Below are 24829 nucleotides of genomic sequence, written 5' to 3' on the forward strand. Positions count from 1 at the left end.
AACTGTATAAGGAAAAAACGGAAATTCTATATGGCTTCAAGCGCAGATACCACTTGGCGTTCCATGACACCAGATGATCTTGCTGGTGTCATGGCACTCACAGCCCATGTCCATCTGGATTACGTGGAAGACCAGGCCGTGTTTGAAGAACGCCTGAAACTTGCGCCAGATGGCTGTTTTTCTCTTGCGCGGGAACAGCAGGTGCTTGGCTACCTTATAAGCCACCCATGGCAAGGGTTTGTTTCCCCACCGCTCAACACCCTGTTGCATGCTTTGCCTGATAAGGCAGACAGCTGGTACATTCATGATCTTGCCCTCTCCCCCACAGTCAGGGGGCAAGGGTTTGCGCAACAGGCTTTAGTCTTGGCAGAACAGGCCGCACGCGGGCAAAACTTGCCTATCCTTTTATTAACGTCCACCTGCTACGCCATTGGCTTTTGGCAGAAAATGGGTTTTGCAGAAGCCCCTACCAGTAAAACAGAACAGGCGGTGCTGGCATCTTACGATGCACAAGCCCGCCTGTTTTATCGCACTATAAATAGAAGGACCTAGTCACCTTCATGGTGTTCTGGCGCCACCATCATAGCCTCAGCCACAACGCCTGCGTGTTCACGCACGCGGCGTTCAATATCTGCAGCCATTTCAGGGTGATCGCGCAGGAACTGCTTAGCGTTTTCACGCCCCTGCCCAATACGCTGGCTATCATAAGAGAACCATGCGCCAGACTTTTCAACCACGCCAGCCTTTACGCCAAGGTCAATCAACTCACCAACCTTACTGATGCCTTCACCGTACATGATGTCAAACTCAACCTGACGGAAAGGCGGTGCCATTTTGTTTTTAACAACCTTTACACGCGTCTGATTGCCCGTCACTTCGTCCTTATCCTTGATAGACCCGATGCGGCGAATATCCATACGCACGGAAGAATAGAACTTTAGGGCATTCCCCCCGGTCGTTGTTTCGGGATTTCCGAACATGACGCCAATTTTCAGGCGGATCTGGTTCAGGAAGATCATGAGTGTATTGGAGCGAGCAACTGTGCCTGTAAGCTTGCGCAATGCCTGACTCATCAAACGTGCATGCAGGCCAACATGGCTATCCCCCATGTCTCCTTCCAGTTCTGCACGCGGCACCAAGGCTGCAACACTATCCACCACCAACACATCAACCGCGCCGGACCTTACCAGCGTATCTGCAATTTCCAGCGCCTGTTCTCCGGCATCTGGCTGGCTGATCAGCAGGTTATCTACATCCACGCCCAGTTTTTTGGCATAGCCAGGGTCCAGCGCATGCTCGGCGTCAATAAAAGCGCATGTGCCGCCGCGTTTTTGCGCTTCTGCAATAGCATGGAGCGCAAGCGTGGTTTTACCGGAACTTTCCGGCCCGTAAATTTCCACTACACGGCCACGGGGCAGGCCCCCAATGCCCAATGCAATATCCAGCCCAAGAGAGCCCGTAGGAATAACATCTGCTTCTACCTTGGGCCGCTGCCCAAGACGCATGATGGAACCTTTGCCAAAAGCACGCTCGATTTGCCCTAACGCGCCTTCCAGAGCCTTTGCCTTATCCATTTTTACCATTCCCTTCCTGTGGGCCGGACTGCCAGACATAACGTAAGGCCCCTTGAATATGCACAACGCACCATGCACAGAAATTGTACGTTCAATTTCTGCCATAAAGCCCCAATGGCAGCAACGAAACTACCAGATAGGCACCTTATGGAAACTTTGTGTTAATGCTACGATCTCTGTCTGTTCTATTAAGAACAAATTGGGAACTTTTCAAGATGGCAGCATAAGATTAAACTGCCATCTTTATCAGACCTTAAAAATCATCAGTTCTTTTTGCTTTGGCCAGAAGAAAGCGCCAACCCGAACCCTCTGGGGTCTGTCCATCCAAAACATTTGCTTCCATCACCCGGCAAACCGGCGGGGCAAGACACAAAATTGGCACGCCCTACACCATTGGTCACCTGGGGGCGCGTGCCTGCTATTGCTGCCTGTAACGCAACGGCAGCTGTATCTGCGGCAACATTCTGCCCGGATGCTGTAGCTGTTGCCTGAAACTGGGTTGTGCCACGATGTGCAATGGCAACCGGCAAAAGTGGCAAGGGCTTCCGCACAGGGGAGGCCCCCAGCATAATACCGGTGGAGCCTGCAATACGCCCAGTACCAAACAGGTTGTTCATGGTAAACGCACAACCAACAGATTCACCCTGCCTGTCTGTCACGACAAAAGACGTGGAGGCTGGCAAAGCAGGCAAAACAGAACCGGTAGGAATATGCCCGGAATTCAAAAGGGCCTGTGCATCTGCAATACTGGTGGCTGCCCCTTTTGCGCCCTGCCGTGCACGCCAGCCGGATACCGCTGTTTCAGCCCTTACGCGGCCCCCATTCTGCCCGACATTGGAAAGATACGCAGCCGCCATGCCAAACCCACCATCCGCTGGCGGGGGCAGAAAGCTGATATCAACACCATCAACACGTGCTGTCAGCGGTTGTGCTGCCACCGGAATGGCGGCGCGCAAATCAAGCGTTGTAAGCCCCCCACCGGCAGCACGGGCTGCATCAGTAAAAGTCTGCCCCAATGCACCTACGTAAAGGTCACCCACCCCGGCAATACGCATTCGCTCCAATGCACCTGCCAGACGCGTTTGCACCATAACATCGTCTGCCACCAGCACGTTGCCGTTGGCATTACCAAAAATGGCGCGAGTTTTTTCATCCGCCAGCAAAGGAGCCTGCACGGCGGCAAGGTCTGATGCCAGCAACCCGCCCACAGGCACGCCGCGAGATGCCAGATTGCGGGCGGGCAGCAGCAGATCTGCAAAGTCCACACTGCCATAGCGCAACTGCATGATATATAAGCCACGCGCCAACATGGGAGCAGAAGCTGGGCGATCTGCCCCGGCATCATTCAACCCGGCTCTGGGCAGGAAAATAAAGGCTTGCCCGGCACTATCTCCCGGCTTCCATGCCAGACAGGCGCCACCTCCCCCAAGAGATGCCCTGGAAGGCAGTGTAACAGAAAGGGCCAGCCCCAGTGCAGCCGCGGCATCTGCCGCATTACCCCCTTTGGCCAGAACATCACGCCCGACCAGAACGGCCTGAGGTTCATCCGCCACAACCTCACCCACAAACCCTGTTTCAACAGGCTGTGCGAGATGGCTGCCAGAGCTACAGGCTGGCAAAACGGAAGTAAGTGCAAGAGCCAAAGCGCCTGCACGCTTGCGAGAACCAGAAAGCACGGTTTTAAACCGCGTGAAACGGGGGATCATAGAACGGGCGGCCACGCCTTGCTTTCTCCACTACTGGGCCCGTCCGGCGGGCAGTCGTCTGGATGATATCTTTCTGGATTAACCTGCTTTACCGCAAGCAGCAACCGCTCAACCTTGCCCCAACCACCGCACGTGCCATACCATTCCAGTTTATGGAGAAGGACACCATGCAGAATCTGAAATCTTTCTTCCGCCTTACAGCAGGCGCTGGCGCATTGGCCGCTGCCCTGTTTTATGCGGACTCCGCGCCAGCACGTGCCGCAGACAGCAGCTTTACGCCAGCCCAGCGCGCTGAAATTGTCAACATCATGCGCAATGCATTAAAAACCGACCCTTCCATTCTGTCGGATGCCATTGCCGCCCTGCAAACCAAAGCGGCCGCACAGAAAAATGCTTCTGTGCTGGATCTGGTGCGCCGTAACGCACCACTTTTTGGCGGAAGTTCTTCCGATGTCGTGCTGGGCAATCCGCATGGTACCCTCAGCGTGGTAGAGTTTTATGATCCCCGCTGCCCCTACTGCCGCAAGGTTTTAGATGATCTGGATGCACTTGTTGCCGCAGAACCAGATTTAAGACTCGTGGAAAAGGTTATTCCTGTTCTGGGGCCAAACAGCACATTGGATGCTCAGGCCATTATGGCCGCTGGCCTGCAAGGCAAGTACATTCCATTCCAGAAAATTCTGATGGCAGATTCTTCAGCTCCCGGTATGGACCGAATCCGCAATGCGGCCCATCAGGCCGGGCTGGATGCAGACAAGCTGGTGAAGGATATGAAAAGCTCTGCTGTCACCACAGCGCTGGCAAAAAATGTTGCCTTGGCCCGCTCCATCAATCTGGAGGGAACACCCACCTTCATTATTGGGGATCAGGCCATTATCCCCGGTGCGGTCTCTTTATCCGAACTCAAAGCCGCTGTGGAAAAGCTGAAAAACAGCCATTAATTTTTTGTGGCGGGTAGAGAGGAAACCTTTACCCGCCACAAATGTTTTTACGCGGCTGAGCAGGCTGCCTGACGTGCTGGCATAATGCCTTCTTCACGCAGCAGGATACTCAGTGCGTTAATCAGATCATCCATCATCTCATCCGTGTGGAACGGCCCCGGCGTCAGGCGCAAGCGCTCCGTGCCCTGCGGCACAGTTGGATAATTGATGGGGGTTGCATAATGGCCATATTCCGTCAGCAAACGGCGGCTGATCTGCTTGCAGCGCTCAGCATCCCCAATGGGAATAGGCACAATATGGCTAGGTGTCATGGTAAAGGGCACACCTGCCGCACGCAACCGATGGCGGAATGTATTAACGCGTTCAAAAATACACTCGCGCCGCCAGTTTTCAGCACGCACCTTGCGCACACTGGCAAGTGCCCCGGCCACAACCGGCGGCGGCAAAGCCGTGGTGAAAATAAAGCCCGAAGCCGTAGAACGCAGAAAATCTACAATTTCGGCAGAAGCCGTGATGTAGCCCCCATGTACCCCAAACCCCTTGGCCAGCGTGCCTTCAATAATATCAACCTGATCGGCCACACCATCACGCTGAGAAACACCACCACCTTCCTGACCATATAGGCCAACGGCGTGCACTTCATCCAGATATGTCAGCGCATTGTATTTGCGGGCAAGCGCACAGGTTCCGGCAATATCGGAAATATCACCGTCCATGGAATAAACGCTCTCAAACGCGATCAGCTTGGGAGCATCTTTTGGCGCTGCCGCCAGCTTTTCTTCCAGATCTTTCAGGTCATTATGTTCGTAAATGACTGTCTGAGACCCGCGCGCACCTTTAATCCCCGCGATCATGGAGGCATGATTCAGCCGGTCTGAAAAACAGATCCAGCCGGGCATGGATGTCAGAATGGTTTGAAGACTGGCCTGATTGGAAACATAACCAGAAATAAACAGAAGCCCCGCTTCCTTACCATGCAGGGAGGCGAGTTCTGCCTCTAGCTGTGTATGCAGCGGGCTTGTGCCTGCAATATTGCGCGTGCCACCGGCCCCGGCCCCATGTTCCCGAATAGCGGCAATGGCAGCGTCCTGCACCTCTGGCACAACGCCCATACCCAGATAGTCATTGGTAGACCAGACAATAACTTCACGCCCTTGCGGCAGACCCCTTACGGCTTCTTCGTACAAAGGAAAACGCTCAGCCTGCCGCGCCAATGGTGTAAAGGTTCTGTATCGCCCCTGATGTCTGATCTGATCCAGCGCCTGATGGCAATGATCATAAAAAGGATGGCGGGCGTTTTTTATCGCTCCCACGCTAACTTTCTCCTCGCTTCTCGTCAGAAACGGTCGGGGCATGGCGCGTACCCATCGGCCGTCTGGCCTGTGTGTTCACACGTTTGTGTATATAATGCTGCTTTATCGCACATACACCCGCACAATCGGTTTCGTCACGGAAGAATCCGGCATAGCGGACATTTCCACCTGCGCTTCAGAAGCGCCAGCGTTAATGATTTCCTGTAATACAGCACGCCCATCCCCCTGCACCAGATTCATCAGGGACGTCTGTTCTGCATCTGCATTGGCCTGTGGAGGCACCAGACACCTGACAACAAACAGAACATCAGGTTTGCGGCTAAGGGCAAGGCGCGTAATCTGATCAACAGGCCCTTCCCATTGCGATGCAGGGGTGCCTGCGGCCAGCTCAATCAGCGGTGGCACAGGCGGCGGCCCCGGTGGTGGTGGCGGAATATAGGGCTTGGGCGCCACACCTGCATTGGGATTGAAGGTTTTTTGATCAACCAACTTGCAGCCTGTCATGCCAACCAGCACGCACCCCGCAACAACAACACGCAGAAAAGACCCTTTTTCTGTAACTCGGGAAACGGGCAGCATAACAGAACAGTTCTCCACCAGAACGTGTAATGGCAATTCAACATGGCTTTACAGGACCATTTCTGTTTCTTTCGCGCTCTCCTGCACCGGGTGCAAGCCCTTTGGGCCTTTTCTTGCTCTTTTCAGCAGCAAAAATTCGTTCCACACTCCTTACCCAATGGCACAGGCCGCACTTACAGACCATCCACTTGCTTCACCTGCAGCAGCAGCGGCTACGCAGGATGCTGTTGTGCTGCGCCTGTGCGCAGCGGCTCGCTTACTGTTGGAAAAAGCCCGAAATCCTGCCCATCTGGCGTTGCTGCAAACACTTTGCCTGCCCGTTACAACATTATGGTGCCGTGTGCTGCGGTTTGATCCGGCACATCCAGATTGGCCTGATCGGGACAGATTTGTGGTGCCCTCCGCAATCCTGCACCCTTTGCTACAGGCCATGTTGCACCTAAGCGGAACCTTTCCTTTTTCCGAGTCTCCCTTAGAATATGGCGTGGATCCGGGCATAGAAACGGCACCCGGCCCAGCCGGGCAAGGAATTGCGGCCGCAGCCGGCATGGCGCTTGCAGAACACCTGCTTGCAAAGCGCTATGGGCGCTCATTGGTCAACCATCGTACATGGGTTCTGGCACGGGATGCAGATCTGGCAACAGGGGTTGCCATGGAAGCCGCGCAGCTTGCCGGACGTTTTGGGTTAACCCAGCTTGCTGTTATGGTAAGCCCCACCCCAGGAACAGATAGAACCGATTTTTCAAACTCCCTGGCACGTTTTGGTGCATCTGGCTGGAGTATCCGCAAAGTGGATGCTGCACACTCAGGTGCCATCAATGCGGCATTGGCGGCAACATTACGCGCCAAAAAGCCAACGCTTATTGCCTGTATGCCGCCAGAAAACCCACAACATTCCATGCCCCACCCCTGCCTGTCGCCAGAAGAGGAACTGACAGGCCCTTGGAGCCCGACCGCACGACGAGGCGCCACCGCTTATCGCTCATGGTTAAAACGCTTGGCCAGACATCGCCAGCGCACTGCTTTTGAGCGAGAAACCACCAATACACTCCCCAGTCTGCTCATGGAGGACTGGAGCCGCCTTTGCCGCCGCGCCATGCAACCCATGCACCAGGCATCCACCCAACAAGCCGCTATCGCCAGCCTGCACACGCTCTCTGCCCTTCTGCCAGAACTAACAGTCTTAACCGCCACCTCTGCGCTCCCCAGAACTCCTGCGGCGGCACACATACAGCCCGATTGGCCCTGTAATATTCAGGAACATGGTATGGCCGGCATGCTGAATGGCATGTCCCTGCACGGAGGTATTCTGCCTTGTGGTATTGCCAGCATCATCACGGTAGATCGCATGCGCGCGGCATTGCGCATGGCCGCCCTGATGCGCCGAAAAATTATTTACCTTTTAACAGATGATGGACTGGCACTTAGCCATGATGGCGCTGGCTGGCAGCCTGTAGAGCAACTGGCCAGCCTGCGTGCCATGCCGCATCTGGCCGTTTTTCGGCCCGCCAACGCGCAGGAAGCCTTTGCGTGCTGGAAAGCCGCCATGCGCTGGCAATCTGGCCCGGCAGTTATCATGCTGTGCCCCACCCTGCCCGAACATTCCCACACCGTGCCTATGCAGGGGTCTGCGGCCCGTGGGGGATATATTCTGCACGGCAGCCACACACGGCAGGTTACCCTTATTGCCTCTGGCCCTGAAGTCAGCATTGCTTTGGAAACAGAACAGCTTTTACAACAACACGGCATACAGGCTGCCGTTGTTTCCATCCCCTGTTGGGAAGTGTTTTCCAACCAGCCGGAAGCCTATAAAACAGCCATTCTGGGCAGCAATGTTCTGCGCGTGGGCATTGAGGCCGCCTCTGGCTTTGGGTGGGAACGCTGGCTGGGCAACCAGGGATTTTTCGTTGGTATGGATGATTTTGGCATATCCGCCCCAGCCAACGCGGTGTATGAACGCTTTGGCATTACTGCCGGAGCGATTTGCGCGCGCGTGCTAAAACACCTGCGTGCATCCGGCGCCACAGAGGAAAGGTTCTTTCAGGCGCCATCATCCACTTCCCGTCAGCAAGAGCGGGAACCGTTGTAACAATAAAAAGATCGTACACGATCACAGAACGAAAAGAACGGAGAAAGAAAACCATGGCAGTCAAAATCGCTATCAATGGCTTCGGACGCATCGGCCGCCTTGTGCTGCGCGGCATTATTGAAAGTGGACGCACCGATGTTGTGCCTGTCGCTATCAATGATCTGGGCAGCGTAGAAGCCAATGCCCATCTGCTGAGCTATGACAGCGTGCATGGTCGCCTGCCTGCCGATATCCGGGTAGATGGCAATAAAATTATTGTCACTGCCAATGGCCGCACATGGGACCCCATTACAGTTTCTGCAGAACGTGATCCCTCCAAGGTGCCTTTTCAGGGCGTAGACGTGGCCATGGAATGCACTGGCCTGTTCACTTCCAAGGAAAAAGCGCAGCCTTTGCTAACAGCGGGCGCACGTAAAGTTATTATTTCCGCACCAGCCACAGATGTGGACGCCACCATTGTTTACGGTGTGAACCAGGATGTTCTGACACCGGACATGACCGTGATCTCCAACGCATCGTGCACCACAAACTGCCTGGCCCCAATGGCCAAGGTGTTGGAAGATGCCTTTGGCATTGAACGTGGCTACATGGTGACCATCCATTCTTACACGGGTGATCAGCGCACGGTGGATACGCTGCACAAGGATCTGCGCCGCGCCCGCGCCGCTGGCCTGAACATGATTCCAACCTCCACCGGGGCCGCGCGCGCCGTTGGGCTGGTTTTGCCACAGCTTAAAGGTAAGCTGGATGGCACAGCCATTCGTGTTCCGACTGCCAATGTTTCCATTGTTTCTCTGGACTTCGTGCCCAAAAACGCGCCTACTTCAGCTGAGGACGTCAACAACGCCATCAAGGCTGTTGTGGACTCCGGTAAAATGAAAAACGCTCTGGCTTATTCTGATGCGCCGCTCGTCAGTTCTGATTTCAACCACGCGCTGGCATCTTCTACATTTGATGCAACTCAGACAGCCTTGGTAGATGGTGGCAAGCTTGTTCGTGTGTGCTCCTGGTACGATAACGAATGGGGTTTCTCCAACCGCATGTCTGATACAGCCGCCCTGTTCGGGAGCCTGTAATGGCAGAACTTCCTTTCAGCACGCTGGATACGCTTGACCCAAAAGGCAAACGTATTCTGCTGCGTGTAGACCTGAACGTCCCCATGAAGGACGGAAAGGTGACAGACGAAACACGTATTGAACGTGTTGTACCCACCATTCGCGAACTGGCTGAAAAAGGCGGGCGGGTTATTCTGCTCAGCCATTTTGACCGGCCAAAAGGCAAGGTGGTGCCCGATATGTCACTCCAGCCCATTGCTACGGCTCTGGCCACAGCTTTGGGGCGGCCTGTCAATTTTGTGCATGATTGCATTGGCCCGGATGTAGAAGCCGCAGCACGTTCTATGCAGGATGGAGACATCCTGCTGCTGGAAAACACACGCTTCCAGCCAGGCGAAGAAAAGAACGATGCAGGCTTGTCGGCTGCTCTTGCCAGCCTTGGCGATGTGTATGTGAACGATGCCTTTTCTGCCGCGCATCGTGCTCATGCTTCTACCGCTGGCGTTGCAGCCCATCTACCATCTTATGGTGGCCGGTTGATGCAGGCAGAACTGGAAGCCCTGTATGCTGCGCTGGAAAACCCGGAACGGCCTGTTGGGGCTATTGTGGGTGGCGCGAAAATATCCACCAAACTCCAGTTGCTGGAAAACATGCTGGCAAAGGTGGATATGCTGGCCATTGGTGGCGCTATGGCCAACACCTTTCTGGCTGCCAAAGGGCTAAAGGTTGGCAAATCCCTGATCGAAAAAGACATGCTGGATACAGCACGCACGATTATGGAACAGGCCAAAGCCAAAAATTGCGATCTGGTTCTACCGGTAGATGTGGTGATTTCGGAAGATTTCATTGCCGGAGCACCCACGCAGGTTGTGCCCGTAACGGCTATTCCTGACGGTTGGATGGCGCTGGACCTTGGGCCCGAAACTGTAAAACTGCTGGAAAGCAAAATTGCTGGCCTGAAAACACTGGTCTGGAACGGGCCTTTGGGCGTGTTTGAGTTGCCACCGTTTGACGAAGGCACCAATGCCGTTGCGCAAGCTGCTGCCAAATTGACCCAGGAAGGCAAGCTGAAAACCGTGGCCGGTGGGGGGGATACTGTCTCTGCCCTCCGCCATGCAGGTGTGTTGCATAAGATGTCTTATGTTTCCACCGCAGGCGGTGCTTTTCTGGAATGGCTAGAAGGCAAGATTCTGCCGGGTCTGACAGCCATCAGCACCACACTGGAAAAAACCCTGCCGATCTAAGCAGGTTTTATAGAGCCTTAGATCGCTCCTGCGTTTAAGGTCTATTTTTACAAAACCACTTCAGGCTTTATGTCTGGAGTGGTTTTTTTATGCTTTATGCGAAGCCGCCGTTTGCACGCGTGGGTGTCCGTACATCTGCATGACCCCAACGCCAATCATAACAATGCATCCTCCAACAAGAGTACGTGCACTTGGCACTTCCCTAACCAATAAAAACGCCAGCAGAAGCGTTGTTGGCGAAAGAAGATAAAGCAGCCCAGATGAACGGGCCACACCAACCTGCCCCACCACATGCGCCCAAGCACCATACCCCAAAATAGATGGAAACACTCCCAACACCCCAACCAGAGCCCAAGGTTGCCACCCATTATGCGTGGTGATGGCAAAAGGCAGCCACGGCAAAAGCAAGCCAGCGCCAATTAACAAAATATAGGCTGTGGTCACCAATGCGCCGTATCGGGTTACCAAAGGCCGTTGCAGCAAATAATAGGTTGCTGAACATAAAGCCGCCGCCAGCATAATTGTGGTGCCAGATCCAAAACCAAGGCCACCGGGCTGCCCGCTCCCAATAACCATCACTCCTGTAAAACTTACAAGAGAACCCAGCCAGCCCCACACTGTCAGGCGTTCCTTTAAAAAAAGAACAGCAACAATGGCTGCCAAAAAGGGTGCTGTATTAAGCAACAAACTTGCTGCACCAGCAGAAACCGTCTGCTCTCCTGTATTAAAGAGAATATTGTAAAGGGAAATGCCAATACCTCCACATGCCACAAAGCGCGGCAAATCCTTCATGCGCGGCAGAGGTGGGCGTTTTACAAACAGCCAACAGGCAACAAAGCATGCCGCAACCATGTACCGGGCCGCCGCCAATGGTATTGGAGCAAAAAACGGTAATGCCAAACGCACAACAGGATACGCACACGCCCAAGACAACAGCGCGACCATAACTGCCAAAACTGGCACGGGTTTATGAGGAACCACGATATCAGGCCCTGCAAGAACAAGAGGTTATAAAAACGAGATTCCTCTCCGCAGCACTTATTCGCGCCGCAAAACCTGATCTGTCAGGAAAGAAGAAAGCTTATTGGCAACAAATTCTGCCTTCAGGGCATGTTCATCATATTCATTACGCACCCATTCAAGAAATGGCAGACGGCCTTCTCCCTCCGCCTGATAGTGCAAGAAAAACGCATCCAGAATACCTGTGCGTGAACTGCGGAAATGTCCGTATTTCCAAGACAGTTCCTTCAGTGCCTGTTGGGCAGATCCGCCCTCAAACAGTACAACCAGCCCAGATGCCAATCCCGCGCGGTCTGCGCCAGATTTACAATGCATCAGTATTGGAAAATCCAATTTCTGATACATCTCCGCAAAACGTAAAATTCTGTCTTTATGAGGGGCGCCACGGCTTTCAAACGCCATATCAACATGCTGCAGACCAAGCTCTTCAGCTGCATTGCGCGAAAGAGCATCAGACCCGCATTTTCTATGTCCGCGCAAATTTACCAGAGTCCGCAGGCCCAAACGCTCTTTCATCCATTTCAGGCGTGCGGGTGTCGGATGATTGCACCGATAGACCTTGCCCGGAATAACGGCATGGAAGTTTGTCCATACCAGGCGGAAAATGGCATGATCTACAAACAGGCTGTCAGTCCAGGCCCGTGCACGGCCAGATGATGAAGAAAGATGGCCGTCAAACACAAAAAACCTCACTACAAACAGATCGTATTCTAGCAGGTTTCATGTTCCATCTTCCTCTGCTGCCGTCAATGCAGAAGGAAAGGAGAGCACATATCTCCAACATATTACAAAAAACCCGGTAAGGCTTAGCCCCACCGGGTTTTAGGAGTCTGCTATCTGAAAGAAAGGAAAATCAGATCTTCCGTTCCAGCTGAAGTTCCTTAAGGCGGCCAATGGCCTTGGCCGGGTTCAGGCCCTTCGGGCAAGTCTGGGTGCAGTTCATGATGGTACGGCAAGCATATAGCTTGAACGTATCTTCCAACGCATCCAAACGGTCACCCGTGTGCTCATCACGGCTATCAGCAACCCAACGATACGCTGCCAGAAGCACAGCCGGGCCGAGATACTTGTCACCATTCCACCAATAGGACGGGCAGGACGTTGTGCAGCAGAAGCACAGAATGCATTCCCACATTCCATCCAGTTTGGCGCGTTCTTCAACGCTCTGTCTCCGTTCGGAATCCGGCGGAGGTGCACTGTCTGACTGCATCCAGGGCTGAATGGAGCGCAATTGCGCATAGGCACCATCCAGATTGGAAACCAGGTCTTTTACAATAGGCATATGTGGCAGCGGATAAATGCGCACATCGCCCTTGATATCCTTAATGGGTTTCAGGCACGCAAGCGTGTTTTCCCCATCAATATTCATAGCACAGGACCCGCAAATCCCTTCACGGCAGGAGCGCCGGAATGTCAGTGTGGGGTCTACTTCATTCTTGATATGGATAATGGCATCCAGAACCATTGGCCCAATGGTATCCAGATCAAGTTCATAGCTATCAATTACCGGGTTTTTGTCATCATCCGGAGTCCAGCGATAGATCCGGAATGTTCTGACATTTTTTGCCCCGGCTGGAGCGGGAAAGGTTTTGCCTTTCCCGATCGTGCTGTTGCGCGGCAGTCTGAGTTCAACCATGTTCGCCTCCCTTTATCGCCCGTTTGTTCCGATAACTCAGTAAACGCGCTTTTTGGGTGGGAAGACCTGCACATCATCGGTCAGGGTCTTCATATGCACCGGACGGTAAGTCAGCTTCACGCCGCCTTTGTCATCCAGCCACGATACGGAATGCTTGAGCCATTCCTTGTCATCACGGTTCGGATAGTCATCCCGTGCGTGTGCCCCGCGGCTTTCATGCCGTGCAAGGCCACTTTCCAGCGTGACTGTGGCGTTTGCCAGAAGGTTTTCAAACTCCAGCGCTTCCATCAGATCACTGTTCCAGATCAGTGAGGAATCAGACACGGAGATATCGCTCACGCCGTTCCAAATATCACGGATCTTGTCCACGCCTTCCTGCAGGCTTTCCTGCGTACGGAACACGGCAGCATGTGTCTGCATATCACGCTGCAGGCGTTCACGCAGGGCAGAAACCTTGGTGCCACCCTTGGCATAACGCAGCTTATCCAACCGATCCAACGCAGCTTCACCAGCACCGGCAGGAAGCGGGCGGGTAAAGTCTGTTGGTTTCACCACTTCTGCTGCACGACGTGCAGCGGCGCGACCAAACACGATAAGATCAAGCAGGGAGTTTGTGCCCAGACGGTTTGCACCATGCACGGAAACACAGGCGGCCTCACCCACAGCCATCAGGCCGGGCACAACGGCATCCACGTTATCCGGGGTTGGGCGTACCACTTCACCATGAATATTGGTGGGGATACCACCCATATTATAATGCACCGTTGGCAGAACCGGCACAGGTTCCTTGGTCACATCCACACCGGCAAAAATACGGGCTGTTTCAATAATACCCGGCAAACGCTGGTGCAGAAGGTCAGAACCAAGATGCTCAAGATGCATCATGATATGGTCTTTTTTCGGACCACAGCCACGGCCTTCCTTGATCTCGATCGTCATGGCGCGGGAGACCACATCACGCGATGCCAGATCCTTGGCCGTTGGCGCATAACGCTCCATAAAGCGTTCGCCTTCGGAATTGGTCAGATAACCACCTTCACCACGGCAACCTTCTGTCAGCAGGCAGCCTGCGGGATAGATGCCGGTGGGATGGAACTGCACAAATTCCATATCCTGCGTGGGAATGCCCGCACGCATGGCCATACCGTTACCATCACCCGTACAGGTATGGGCAGAGGTGCAGGACTGATAAGCACGACCATAACCGCCGGTCGCCAGCACAACCATCTTGGCGTTGAAACGATGGATTGTGCCATCGTCCTGACACCAAGCCATCACACCACGGCATTCGCCTTCGGCGTCCATGATCAGGTCGATGGCAAAATATTCGACAAAAAATTCAACATTGTGCTTGAGGCACTGCTGATACAGCGTATGCAAAATGGCATGGCCAGTACGGTCAGCTGCCGCACAGGCACGTGGCACAGGCGCCTTACCGTAATCGCTCATATGCCCACCAAAGGGGCGCTGGTAAATCTTGCCTTCTTCCGTGCGGGAGAACGGCACACCAAAATGTTCCAGTTCGTGCACGGCGGGCACAGCCTCACGGCACATAAATTCAATGGCGTCCTGATCGCCCAGCCAGTCAGACCCCTTTACGGTGTCATACATATGCCAGCGCCAGTTATCTTCAGCCATATTCCCCAGAGAAGCCCCGATGCCCCCCTGAGCGGCCACAGTATGGCTACGTGTTGGAAAAACCTTGGTAACGCATGCGGTGCTTAGCCCTGCGGCGCCCATTCCCAACGTTGCGCGCAGGCCCGAACCACCTGCTCCAACAACCACAACATCATAAGCGTGATCAACAATTCGGTAAGCTCCCCGTGACGGAGAGGTATTGGCGTTCATCGTGACGGCGCTCCCATTGCGTTCGGCCTGTCAGTCTTTTCAGGTTCGTGCCACAGCGCTTCAGGCTTTTGGGCGCTGGCGGCACAGGCTCTTGATTCTATAAGGCGGTGACCCGGCTTATTTGGCGGCACTTCCACGCACAAACAGCTTGATAACGGCAATTACGCCCAGCAGCCCCAACAGAGAGGTGCCGATCTTAACAAGCAGGCGGGTTGGCAGATGCGCCTTGCCATGCACGTAATCATCCACAATTACCTGCAACCCAAGCTGGGCATGGTAGAAAGTGGTGATGATCAGGGCGATCAGCATGGTGGCGTTTACGGGCTTGCTGCCCCACTTTACCACTTCTGCATGATCTGCACCGCCAAGGCGGAACATCTGCACCACAAACCACGTTGAAAGCGGAAGAAGGGAAGCCGCCGTTACGCGCTCGGCCCACCAGTGGCCCACACCGGAATGCCCGGCCCCAAGCCCGCGTGCCCGCCCAAGCTGGGAGCGCATGACTTCAATATGAGGAGCAGAAGCATTCATGTCAGGATACCTTTCCTGCTTTGGCGCGGCTGCGTTTACGACAAATGGAAACAGCCAGAAGGCCCACTGCCAAAACAGTGCTGACACCTGCGGTAACACCCACGGCTACCGGGCCATCCTCGTTCACTTCTTTTTTGTCATAACGGTAACCGCTATCCCAGATCAGATGGCGGATGCCGCCAACCGTGTGGTAAACAACGGATGCCAGCCACCCAAGCAGCACAAGCTGCCCAAGCGGGTTGCCTGTAACTTTGCGCGCCTTGGCAAAGGTCTTTGGCCCTTTGGCCGCGGCCCCAAGCCAAAACACACCCAGTGCTGCACCTGCTGTTGCGATAACGCCCGTAATACGGTTCGTAATGGAAAGAACCATGGAAAGGCGATAACGGTAGACTTGTAAATGCGGCGACATGGGCCGCTGAATAAGTCTGCCGTCACTTCGGCTCCCTACATAGAGGGCCTTGCGGATATCCTGCATTGTCTGCCTCGTACCCCGTCTCTATCCCGTAGCGCCGGCTGGATCCGGCGTTTGCATCGTTTTTGTCCTACGCCCCTGCCCTCTTGCCGGTCAATTCAACAGACCAACACGAGGCCGAGAGGCGCGGGATTCTCACTCAACCGTGTCTGGGCAGAAGATCGAGAGCAATCATGGTTTCAGCAATCTGCACCGCGTTCAAAGCCGCACCTTTCCGCAGATTATCGGACACACACCAAAACGCGAGGCCATTGGGAACCGTAGGATCGACACGAAGGCGTGAAACGTAGGTTGCATCTTCCCCTACCGAGTCAACCGGAGTCACGTAACCACCATCTTCGCGCTTATCCAGCACCACAACGCCTTCTGCTTCACGCAGGGCCTCGTAGGCGCGCTTGATATCAACCGGTTCTTCAAATTCAGCCACAACCGCTTCAGAATGGCCAATAAACACGGGCACACGCACGCAGGTGGCAATGACATCTACATCCGGATCGAGAATCTTTTTGGTCTCGACTCGCATCTTCCATTCTTCTTTGGTCGCGCCGTCATCCATAAAAACGTCGATCTGTGGAATACAGTTGAAGGCAATCTGCTTCTGAAACTGCTCAATCTTGGGCGGATCATTCACAAAGGTGCCGCGTGTCTGCGCAAACAGCTCATCCATGCCATCCTTACCGGCGCCCGAAACAGCCTGATAAGTGGACACCACAACACGCTTGAGGGTGAACAGATCATGCAAGGGCTTGAGTGCCACCACCATCTGAATGGTGGAGCAGTTGGGGTTGGCAATAATGTTGCGCTTGATCTGTTTGAGAGCATTCGGGTTTACTTCCGGCACCACCAACGGCACATCTGGATCCATACGGAAGTGAGAGGTGTTGTCGATCACCACGCAACCGGCCTTGGCGGCAATGGGAGCATATTTTGCTGAAACGGCCCCGCCGGGAGAAAACAGCCCGACATCCCAACCCGTAAAATCAAATGTTTCCAGGTTCTGCACTTTCAGAACCTTATCCCCGAAGGAAACCTCCCGCCCGGCAGAACGCGGTGAGGCCAACGCCACAATTTCATCAACCGGAAATTCCCGCTCGGCCAGTGTTTTGAGGATTTCACGCCCCACGGCACCAGTCGCGCCTACAACAGCAACCCGATATCCCATAATCCACCTGCTTTTGATCATATATTTATGTCGGCCATATATATGGCCTGATGGCGGCAGACCCTAGACCATTACGTAAGCAAATGGAATTGCGCGTCATGGGCAGCTGCCACAGTCATGGCATGACATGCAGCTTTTCCTGCCCCCCCAAAAATCCGGCATCCACCCATAGCAGAAACCCGCCACCATGATCCGTCGTTTACGCTCATGACATGCGGACACAAAGGGTCTGGCAGCCTTAAACAAAACAGTAACAAATTACTTGAACACTCTGATCAAGTTTTTTGATGTATCTCATTGCAGCCCCATTGCGCCCCGTAGTGTCATGATTTTCGTGCCTCAGGCAGGGTGCAAAACCTGTTCTGATCCTTACCCAACTTTTACAAAAGAGTTTGGAACAGACCGTGACACTTAAAATTGCAATTCTGAAGGAAACCGCACCCGACGAAAAGCGGGTTGCCATGATTCCATCAGTCGCCCAGCGCATTGCCAAACTTGGCGCCACTTTGGTTCTGGAACAGGGTGGGGGTGCTGCAGCCACCTACACGGATGCCGCATACATACAGGCTGGTGTCACTACAGAAGTAGACCAACAAAAACTTTTGGGAGATGCCGATATTGTTTTGGGTGTGCAGCCACCCAGCAGAGATACAATAAAAAAAATGAAGCTCGGCAGCCTGCTGGTCTCTTTCATTTACGCCAAAACGCAACCTGATCTGGTTAAGGCATTGTGCGAGAGCAAAATTACCACATTTGCCATGGAGCTTATTCCACGCATCAGCCGGGCACAGGCTATGGATGCACTTTCCAGTCAGGCTGCCCTGGCAGGATATTATGCGCCATTGCTGGGCTGCGTGCATATGCAGAAAATCCTGCCCATGATGACAACAGCCGTTGGTTCACTCCGGGCTGCGCGCGTGTTGGTTATGGGGCTGGGTGTAGCTGGTTTGCAGGCCCTGGCAACAGCGCATCGGCTTGGCGCTGTTTGCGAAGGATATGATGTACGCCCTGAAACTAAAGAAGAAGCAGAATCTGTAGGTGCACGTTTTGTAGATACCGGTGTAGATGCCCGAGGTACGGGAGGGTATGCGCGTGAACTTACGACCGAAGAAAAAACAAAAGTACGTGCTGTACTCAGCCAACATATTGCACAGGCAGATCTGATCATCACCACAGCGGCCGTTCCCGGCAAACATGCGCCACGCCTGATTGATGCAGACCAGTTAGCCGCCATGAAGGAAGGATCTGTCGTGGTAGATATGGGCGCGCCAAATGGCGGAAACTGCGAAGGTACAAAAGCAGGCGAAATTATAAAAGTTGGCCCTGTTATACTGGTTGGCCCCACCAACCTGCCCTCCTGCCTAGCCGCGCAAGCCAGTGAGCTTTATGCCAAGAATATCTACAACCTTTTAGAACAGGTTGTGCACAATGGCGTACTGAAACCTGATTTTACGGATGATGTTATCAAAGGCACCACCCTGACACATGATGGTGCAATAACCAATGATATCATCAAACAGTTTATCGAAAATGTGCCGGCGGAGAAAGTATCATGATAACCGCAACATCCATGACCTTTATTGTCGCTTTATACATTTTCATGCTGGCAGCCTTTACTGGCTATGTCGTCATCAGCCGCGTACCCTCTATCCTGCATACACCTTTAATGTCTGGATCCAACTTTATTCACGGCATTGTTGTTGTAGGTGCGCTGGATGCGCTGTTTAACGCAACCAGCATTTTCGGACAGATTGTGGGTTTTATTGGCGTTTTTCTAGGTGCAGGAAATGTGATGGGGGGCTACGTGGTAACAGACCGCATGCTGGCCATGTTCCGGCCCAGCCAAAAAACGGCACCTCCCAAAAAGGAGCAGCAATAAATGTTTATTGAATACATTGTGGGCCTAAGCGGCCTTATTGCTGCCAGCCTGTTTATTTATGGGCTAAAAGCCATGTCCTCCCCCGTTACGGCTGTATCTGGAATTGTTACTGCCGGTTACGGAATGGTCTTTGTTATTTTTGTAACTTTTTTAAATATATTTAACGTAACAGAAGCTGCAAAGCCTTACCTTTTAACAAATGTGGTGCTTGCATTACTGGCTCTGGCTTTGGGTTGCGCATGGGCTGGGTGGCGTGGCCGTACCGTGCAAATGACAGCCATGCCACAGATGGTTGCAATTTTTAACGGTATGGGTGGCGGTTCTGCTGCCTGTCTGGCTGCTACAGAACTTTTAAGCAATGATCAAACATCCTCCCTACATCTCAGCATTACCGTTTTGGGTGCGCTTATTGGATGTATTTCACTTACCGGTTCTCTTATTGCTTGGGCCAAACTGGATGGACGACTAAAAAAGCCTGTGCGCTTTGCTGGTCAACGTCTTTTTAATGCCGGGGTGTTTCTGGCTGCATTGGTATTGGGTACGCTCACAGTCTTGCAGTATGCCACTCCAATAGGGGAGCTACCACGGGATCTGTTTTTTCTGGTGGCTCTGTTGTTTGGGGTATGCATGACACTGCCAATTGGCGGTGCGGATATGCCGGTTGTTATTTCGCTTTACAACGCATTCACTGGTCTGGCTGTGGGGCTTGAAGGGTATGTGATGAACAACCCCGCCCTGATGATTGCAGGAATGGTGGTGGGTTCTGCTGGTACATTGCTTACCGTGCTAATGGCCAAGGCCATGAACCGTTCACTCACCAATGTGCTGTTTAGCAACTTTGGTGATAGCACCAGCAGCACCAAAGGCCCGCAGGGTGAAATGAAATCTGCTGATCCGGCAGATGCTGCCACCACCATGCGTTATGCATCCAGCGTAATCATTATCCCCGGTTATGGGCTTGCTGTGGCACAGGCACAACAAAAACTTTATGAATTTGTCAAAATTCTTGTTTCAGATGGCGTGGACGTCAAGTTTGCCATACACCCCGTTGCTGGCCGTATGCCTGGGCATATGAATGTTCTTCTGGCCGAGGCTGGCGTACCATATGACATGATTTATGACATGGATGACATAAATGATAGCTTTGCCACAACGGATGTTGCGTTGGTGATTGGCGCGAACGATGTGGTAAACCCAGAAGCCCTGACGGATAAATCCTCCCCCATTTATGGCATGCCAATTCTGAACGCTTACAAAGCGCACCAGGTATTTGTTATTAAACGCGGAACGGGCGCTGGGTATTCTGGTGTACAGAACCCGCTTTTTTTCCAAAAAAACTGCACAATGGTATTTGGTGATGCGCAGGCCGTGCTTTCCAAAATGGTTGAGGCTGTCAAAAGTCTTGGGAGTACCTGAACATGTTATAGGTGAGATTCATCCCTCGCTCATTTATGTTTCACGCTTTTTGTAAACGAAGGAAAATATAAAATGTCCGGAAAAATGAAAGCCGCTGTTGTTCATGAATTTGGCAAACCGCTAACTATTGATGAACTGGATATTCCTTCCATTAAACCCACCCAAATTCTGGTTAAAATGATTGCCTGCGGCGTATGCCATACAGATTTGCATGCAGCCAGTGGGGATTGGCCCAAAAAACCACATCTGCCGTTTATTCCCGGCCATGAAGGTGTTGGCACCGTTGTGCAGGTTGGCAATGAAGTGGACTGGGTAAAACAAGGTGATGTTGTAGGGGTGCCTTGGCTCTATTCTGCCTGCGGGCATTGTGAACACTGCCTGGCTGGGTGGGAAACCCTTTGCCCAAAACAGCAAGAAACAGGTTATTCCGTAAACGGTTGCTTTGCCGAATATGTGGTGGCTGACCCCAACTATATCGCTCATCTGCCCAAAGGTGTGGATCCCATAAAGGTTGCCCCAGTACTATGCGCCGGCCTGACTGTTTATAAAGGCCTGAAAATGACAGATACGCGAGCAGGGAACTGGGTTGCCATTTCTGGCGTTGGGGGGTTAGGCCAGATGGCTGTGCAATACGCCGTAGCAATGGGGCTGAATGTTGTGGCGGTAGATATTGATGATGAAAAACTGGCAACCGCCAAAAAACTTGGTGCAGCGTATATTGTTAACGCCAGAAAAACAGATCCTGCCGTATTTATTCAGGAAAAAGTGCGCGGTGTGCACGGCGGATTGATTACCGCTGTCTCCACCAAAGCGTTTTCTCAGGCTATGGGTTATGTGCGGGCAGGGGGCACATTGGTGCTGAATGGCCTGCCTCCGGGTGACTTCCCGATTTCTATCTTTGACATGGTCATGAATGCCATTACCATTCGCGGCTCCATAGTAGGCACACGGCTGGACATGATTGAGGCTCTTTCCTTCTTTGCGGAAGGGAAGGTAACATCTGTCACCACAACGGATCGGATTGACAACATCAACGCAATTTTTGATGCGCTCAAGAACGGTCGGGTGGAAGGCCGCGTGGTTCTGGACTTCCGCAACTAAGCAACTTCTAACCTCAGAAACAGAAGAAGGGTTATTCTGATGGCTTATGCAACAATCAATCCCTTCACCGAAGAGCAGGTGAAGACATTCCCCACCGCTACGGATGCGGAAATTGAAACAGCAATTGCCAAGGGTGATGCAGCTTTCCAGAAATGGAAAAACTTCTCCCATGCCGATCGTGCACGCATTTTGCAGAAAGCAGCTGACCTGCTGCGCGAAAATCTGGATGCGTATTCCAAGCTGCTGACCCTTGAAATGGGCAAGCGCTTTGCTGAAGCTCAGGCAGAAACGGAACTTTCCGCCGCTATTTTCGAATACTACGCCAAGAACGCTGAAAAGCTGCTGCAGCCGCAGGACCTGCCTGTAGCAGATCCGCAGGAAGGCCGCGCCAAACTGGTGTACGAACCGCAGGGAATTATTGTTGCGATCGAGCCTTGGAACTTCCCGTTCTATCAGGTTGCCCGCATTATTTCCCCACAGCTTGCGGCTGGTAATACGGTTATTCTCAAGCATGCTTCCAACGTGCCGCAGTGTGCTGCTGCCATGGAAAAACTGATGCTGGATGCCGGGTTGCCAGAAGGCGGCTTTATCAACCTGTATCCATCCCATGCACAGCTTGCCACGGTTATTCAGGACCCACGCGTACGCGGTGTTGCCCTTACAGGTTCTGAAGGTGCTGGTGCCAAAATTGCTGCTACAGCTGGTGGCGCACTTAAAAAGTGCATCATGGAACTGGGTGGCTCTGATGCGCTGATCGTACTGAACGATGCTGACATTGAAAAAGCTGCCAAATGGGCTGTTTTTGGCCGCCACTGGAACGGCGGACAGGTGTGCGTTAACGCCAAGCGCATGATTGTGGAAGACGGTGTTTACGACAAGTTTGTAGAACTTTACCGCAAAGGCGTAAGCGCCCTACGTATGGGGGACCCAATGGACCCCAACACCACCATGCCGCCTCTTTCTTCCCGCGGGGCTGTGGAAGACCTGAAAAAGCAGGTTTCTGAAGCTGTGGCACATGGTGCAAAGGCAGAAGAAGTTCCTCTGGAAATGCCTAACAAAGGCTGTTTCTTCCGCCCTGTTATTCTGACAGATCTGGACGAAAGCAACCCGGCTCGACGTTGGGAATTCTTTGGCCCCGTTACCATGCTGTTCCGCGCAAAAGACGCAGACCACGCTGTGGAAATCGCCAATGATTCTCCATACGGTCTGGGTGGTTCCATCTTCTCCCAGAACGAAGAAAAAGCAGCTGAACTGGCCCGCAAAATGGACACCGGTATGGTGTACATTAACCACCCAACAATGGTAAAAGCTGATCTACCATTTGGTGGTGTGAAGCGTTCTGGCTTTGGCCGTGAACTGATTGACCTTGGTCTAAAAGAATTCGTCAACACCAAGTTGATCGACATTGTGGATATTGACGCACCGTTCTAATAGGCGCGTTCATTCACCAAAAAAGGCGGAAGGGGTTCCCCCTCCGCCTTTTTTCATACCGTGTAACGATAAAAACTCTGATTACTGCGGTGCAACCTGCGCAAAAGCCCAATCCAGCCACGGTAACAGGGCACGTACATCCGCTGCCTCAACCGTGGCGCCACCCCAGATACGCAAACCCACAGGGGCATCACGGTAACTGGCCAGATCAAACCCAATGCCTTCTTCTGCCAGAATAGCCAGCACTTTCTTGACCGTTTTCGTCTGCTCTTCGCGTTCAAGTGCTAGAAACCATGGGGCAACAATACGCAAACAGATTGCTGTGGAAGAACGTTCTTCACGCTTCTGGGCCAGAAACTCCACCCAGTCTGTTTTTTCCACCCACATGGTCACTTCAGCCAGATTAGCCTGGCTGCGCGCCTTCAACCCTTCCAAACCCCCGGCACCTTCAGCCCATTTCAGGCTATCCAGTGCATCTTCCACACACAGCATGGACGGGGTGTTAATGGTGTCTCCGCGAAAAATGCCTTCAATCAGACCATTCTTGTTCGTCATGCGGAAAATCTTGGGTAGGGGGCGTGGTGCCTGAAAACTTTCCAGACGCTCCACAGCTTTGGGAGAAAGGGCGATCATACCATGCGCGGCTTCTCCCCCCAAAGCTTTCTGCCAAGACCATGTGACTACATCCAGACGGTCCCACGGCAAATCCATTGCGAATGCAGCAGATGTGGCATCACAAATCACCAGCCCCGCATGCTGCGCTGGAATGGCATCTTGTGAGGGAATACGCACCCCGGAGGTTGTGCCATTCCATGCCAGCACCACATCATGGTCCCAGTTCACCTGTGACATATCTGGCAGGCTGCCGTATTCGGCTTTCAGAACCCGCGTGTTTTCCAGCTTGAGCTGGGTGACAATATCCTGCGCCCATAGTGCGGAAAAACTTTCAAACGCCAGCACATCCACTGGCCGTTCCCCCAACATGGACCACAAGGCCATTTCCACAGCACCGGTATCGGAAGCAGGCACAATACCTACGCGCCAATCCTTCGGCACACCCAAAATGGCGCTGGAGCGGTCAATAACCTCTTTCAGCCGTGCACGCCCTTCCGCAGAGCGATGTGAACGCCCCACCAACGCATTTGCCAGCGCCGATACATTCCAACCCGGCCGCTTTGCACACGGGCCAGAAGAAAAGCATGGATTAAGGGGACGGCTGGCCGGACGAGAAAGAACGGATAGGGAAGCGGCTGTCATAACCTTGGCCAGAATAGGGGGAAGAAGAAATCTGGTGCGAGAGAGGGGACTCGAACCCCTAAGCCCTTTCGGGCGGTCGATTTTGAGTCGACTACGTCTACCAATTCCGTCACTCTCGCAGCGTGGCCCTTTTCCTACCAGCAAATTGCCTGCGGGAAAAGAGGATGCTTCATTTTATCGACATACTCTTTTTGTGCCATCGGCTGCAATATAGGTGCCTGTCTGGGTATCAAAGCACGCATTTTGCACACACGCATTGCCAGAAGAAAGCGGCTGCGGGTAATTTTGCACGCCCATGGCCATATTTTCACGCGCTGCTGTGCCACATAATGGCGTATTCAAAGGCGCGGAGGGATCATTCGTCAAATGGTTGTCATTGGTGGAAGATGGCTCGGTTGTCAGCCCCGGCGCAAAACTTTGTGGGGGAATACGATGCCCCTGCTGGGGCGCACACCCTGCCAGCAGCCCTCCCGCCAGACACAGGCTGACAATACCAACAGAAAAACGGATGGACATACGCTTTATTCTTTCCTGACAGCGCGGACCCTCCGCCCGCGTGGTTTCTATTGGCAGAC

At 53.2% G+C, this 24829-nt stretch carries 23 protein-coding genes and 1 tRNA gene; 10 read left to right on the forward strand and 14 right to left on the reverse strand.

Annotated features, from left to right (window positions below; all coding sequences use genetic code 11):
• The first annotated feature begins 30 nt into the window (after window positions 1-30).
• Window positions 31-552, forward strand: coding sequence for a GNAT family N-acetyltransferase (locus CSR02_RS15510; RefSeq protein WP_099542276.1), 522 nt, complete (start codon window positions 31-33; stop codon window positions 550-552).
• Here the strand turns inward: CSR02_RS15510 and recA are convergent.
• The gene (recA, locus tag CSR02_RS15515) at window positions 549-1574 is read right to left on the reverse strand and encodes a recombinase RecA (protein WP_272867654.1); all 1026 of its coding nucleotides are present in this window, start codon (window positions 1572-1574) and stop codon (window positions 549-551) included. The two genes, CSR02_RS15510 and recA, sit on opposite strands and share 4 nt — an antisense overlap.
• Before the next feature lie 263 nt (window positions 1575-1837).
• Window positions 1838-3295 (reverse strand): gamma-glutamyltransferase, encoded by a 1458-nt coding sequence (locus tag CSR02_RS15520; RefSeq protein ID WP_099542277.1) that lies wholly within the window; start codon window positions 3293-3295, stop codon window positions 1838-1840.
• Between the two features lie 47 nt (window positions 3296-3342).
• On the opposite strand from CSR02_RS15520, the gene CSR02_RS15525 reads away from it, so the two are divergent.
• The gene (locus CSR02_RS15525; RefSeq protein WP_099542278.1) at window positions 3343-4221 is read left to right on the forward strand and encodes a DsbA family protein; all 879 of its coding nucleotides are present in this window, start codon (window positions 3343-3345) and stop codon (window positions 4219-4221) included.
• A 47-nt stretch (window positions 4222-4268) separates the two neighbouring features.
• Here the strand turns inward: CSR02_RS15525 and hemA are convergent, their stop codons facing one another.
• Both hemA and CSR02_RS15535 read right to left on the reverse strand, forming a co-directional pair.
• The gene (hemA, locus tag CSR02_RS15530) at window positions 4269-5576 is read right to left on the reverse strand and encodes a 5-aminolevulinate synthase (protein WP_099542279.1); all 1308 of its coding nucleotides are present in this window, start codon (window positions 5574-5576) and stop codon (window positions 4269-4271) included.
• 60 nt (window positions 5577-5636) lie between these two features.
• On the reverse strand, window positions 5637-6113 hold the full coding sequence (locus CSR02_RS15535; RefSeq protein ID WP_042786362.1) for a hypothetical protein: 477 nt from the start codon (window positions 6111-6113) through the stop codon (window positions 5637-5639).
• Window positions 6114-6270: 157 nt separating this feature from the next.
• On the opposite strand from CSR02_RS15535, the gene CSR02_RS15540 reads away from it, so the two are divergent.
• The 3 genes from CSR02_RS15540 to CSR02_RS15550 are packed head-to-tail and all read left to right on the forward strand — an operon-like array spanning window position 6271 to window position 10501.
• Window positions 6271-8202 (forward strand): transketolase-like TK C-terminal-containing protein, encoded by a 1932-nt coding sequence (locus CSR02_RS15540; protein WP_099542280.1) that lies wholly within the window; start codon window positions 6271-6273, stop codon window positions 8200-8202.
• A gap of 53 nt (window positions 8203-8255) precedes the next feature.
• Window positions 8256-9278: a type I glyceraldehyde-3-phosphate dehydrogenase gene (gene gap, locus CSR02_RS15545; RefSeq protein ID WP_099542281.1), complete on the forward strand. Its 1023-nt coding sequence runs from the start codon at window positions 8256-8258 to the stop codon at window positions 9276-9278.
• Window positions 9278-10501 (forward strand): phosphoglycerate kinase, encoded by a 1224-nt coding sequence (locus CSR02_RS15550; RefSeq protein WP_099542282.1) that lies wholly within the window; start codon window positions 9278-9280, stop codon window positions 10499-10501. The genes gap and CSR02_RS15550 overlap by 1 nt, the downstream gene beginning before the upstream one ends.
• 87 nt (window positions 10502-10588) lie before the next feature.
• Here CSR02_RS15550 and CSR02_RS15555 read toward each other — a convergent pair whose 3' ends face one another.
• The 7 genes from CSR02_RS15555 to CSR02_RS15585 all read right to left on the reverse strand — a co-directional run bounded on the left by CSR02_RS15555 (window position 10589) and on the right by CSR02_RS15585 (window position 17170).
• Window positions 10589-11482: a DMT family transporter gene (locus tag CSR02_RS15555; RefSeq protein WP_099542283.1), complete on the reverse strand. Its 894-nt coding sequence runs from the start codon at window positions 11480-11482 to the stop codon at window positions 10589-10591.
• 57 nt (window positions 11483-11539) lie between these two features.
• Window positions 11540-12202, reverse strand: a complete 663-nt coding sequence (locus CSR02_RS15560) for a fused DSP-PTPase phosphatase/NAD kinase-like protein (RefSeq protein WP_042786545.1) — start codon at window positions 12200-12202, stop codon at window positions 11540-11542.
• A 172-nt stretch (window positions 12203-12374) separates the two neighbouring features.
• Window positions 12375-13157 (reverse strand): succinate dehydrogenase iron-sulfur subunit, encoded by a 783-nt coding sequence (locus CSR02_RS15565; protein ID WP_042786367.1) that lies wholly within the window; start codon window positions 13155-13157, stop codon window positions 12375-12377.
• Between the two features lie 36 nt (window positions 13158-13193).
• Window positions 13194-15005 carry a succinate dehydrogenase flavoprotein subunit gene (gene sdhA / locus CSR02_RS15570; RefSeq protein ID WP_042786368.1) on the reverse strand — a complete coding sequence of 604 codons (1812 nt, stop codon included), beginning with the start codon at window positions 15003-15005 and terminating at the stop codon, window positions 13194-13196.
• A gap of 117 nt (window positions 15006-15122) precedes the next feature.
• On the reverse strand, window positions 15123-15536 hold the full coding sequence (gene sdhD / locus CSR02_RS15575; RefSeq protein WP_042786369.1) for a succinate dehydrogenase, hydrophobic membrane anchor protein: 414 nt from the start codon (window positions 15534-15536) through the stop codon (window positions 15123-15125).
• Between the two features lies 1 nt (window position 15537).
• Complete coding sequence (sdhC, locus tag CSR02_RS15580) at window positions 15538-16011, reverse strand: succinate dehydrogenase, cytochrome b556 subunit (protein WP_099542284.1); 474 nt, start codon at window positions 16009-16011, stop codon at window positions 15538-15540.
• A 136-nt stretch (window positions 16012-16147) separates the two neighbouring features.
• The gene (locus CSR02_RS15585) at window positions 16148-17170 is read right to left on the reverse strand and encodes an aspartate-semialdehyde dehydrogenase (RefSeq protein WP_042786546.1); all 1023 of its coding nucleotides are present in this window, start codon (window positions 17168-17170) and stop codon (window positions 16148-16150) included.
• A gap of 404 nt (window positions 17171-17574) precedes the next feature.
• Between CSR02_RS15585 and CSR02_RS15590 the strand changes: the two genes are divergently transcribed.
• The 5 genes from CSR02_RS15590 to CSR02_RS15610 all read left to right on the forward strand — a co-directional run bounded on the left by CSR02_RS15590 (window position 17575) and on the right by CSR02_RS15610 (window position 22997).
• Complete coding sequence (locus CSR02_RS15590) at window positions 17575-18726, forward strand: NAD(P) transhydrogenase subunit alpha (protein ID WP_099542303.1); 1152 nt, start codon at window positions 17575-17577, stop codon at window positions 18724-18726.
• The gene (locus CSR02_RS15595) at window positions 18723-19049 is read left to right on the forward strand and encodes an NAD(P) transhydrogenase subunit alpha (RefSeq protein ID WP_042786371.1); all 327 of its coding nucleotides are present in this window, start codon (window positions 18723-18725) and stop codon (window positions 19047-19049) included. Before CSR02_RS15590 ends, CSR02_RS15595 begins: the two co-directional genes overlap by 4 nt.
• Window positions 19050-20465 carry an NAD(P)(+) transhydrogenase (Re/Si-specific) subunit beta gene (locus tag CSR02_RS15600; RefSeq protein WP_099542285.1) on the forward strand — a complete coding sequence of 472 codons (1416 nt, stop codon included), beginning with the start codon at window positions 19050-19052 and terminating at the stop codon, window positions 20463-20465.
• A 72-nt stretch (window positions 20466-20537) separates the two neighbouring features.
• A complete protein-coding gene (gene adhP / locus CSR02_RS15605; RefSeq protein ID WP_099542286.1) occupies window positions 20538-21566 on the forward strand; it encodes an alcohol dehydrogenase AdhP in 1029 nt (342 codons plus the stop codon).
• A gap of 39 nt (window positions 21567-21605) precedes the next feature.
• A complete protein-coding gene (locus CSR02_RS15610; RefSeq protein WP_042786374.1) occupies window positions 21606-22997 on the forward strand; it encodes an NAD-dependent succinate-semialdehyde dehydrogenase in 1392 nt (463 codons plus the stop codon).
• Between the two features lie 81 nt (window positions 22998-23078).
• On the opposite strand, the gene CSR02_RS15615 is transcribed toward CSR02_RS15610, so the two are convergent.
• From CSR02_RS15615 to CSR02_RS15625, 3 genes are all read right to left on the reverse strand, one after another.
• Window positions 23079-24254, reverse strand: coding sequence for a phosphoserine transaminase (locus CSR02_RS15615; protein ID WP_099542287.1), 1176 nt, complete (start codon window positions 24252-24254; stop codon window positions 23079-23081).
• Window positions 24255-24286: 32 nt separating this feature from the next.
• Window positions 24287-24373: transfer RNA gene (locus tag CSR02_RS15620), tRNA-Leu, on the reverse strand.
• Window positions 24374-24428: 55 nt separating this feature from the next.
• Window positions 24429-24770: a hypothetical protein gene (locus CSR02_RS15625; RefSeq protein ID WP_042786375.1), complete on the reverse strand. Its 342-nt coding sequence runs from the start codon at window positions 24768-24770 to the stop codon at window positions 24429-24431.
• Window positions 24771-24829: the final 59 nt, after the last annotated feature.

It is taken from the genome of Acetobacter pomorum, from assembly GCF_002738225.1.
In the GTDB taxonomy this organism is placed as follows: Bacteria; Pseudomonadota; Alphaproteobacteria; order Acetobacterales; family Acetobacteraceae; genus Acetobacter; species Acetobacter pomorum.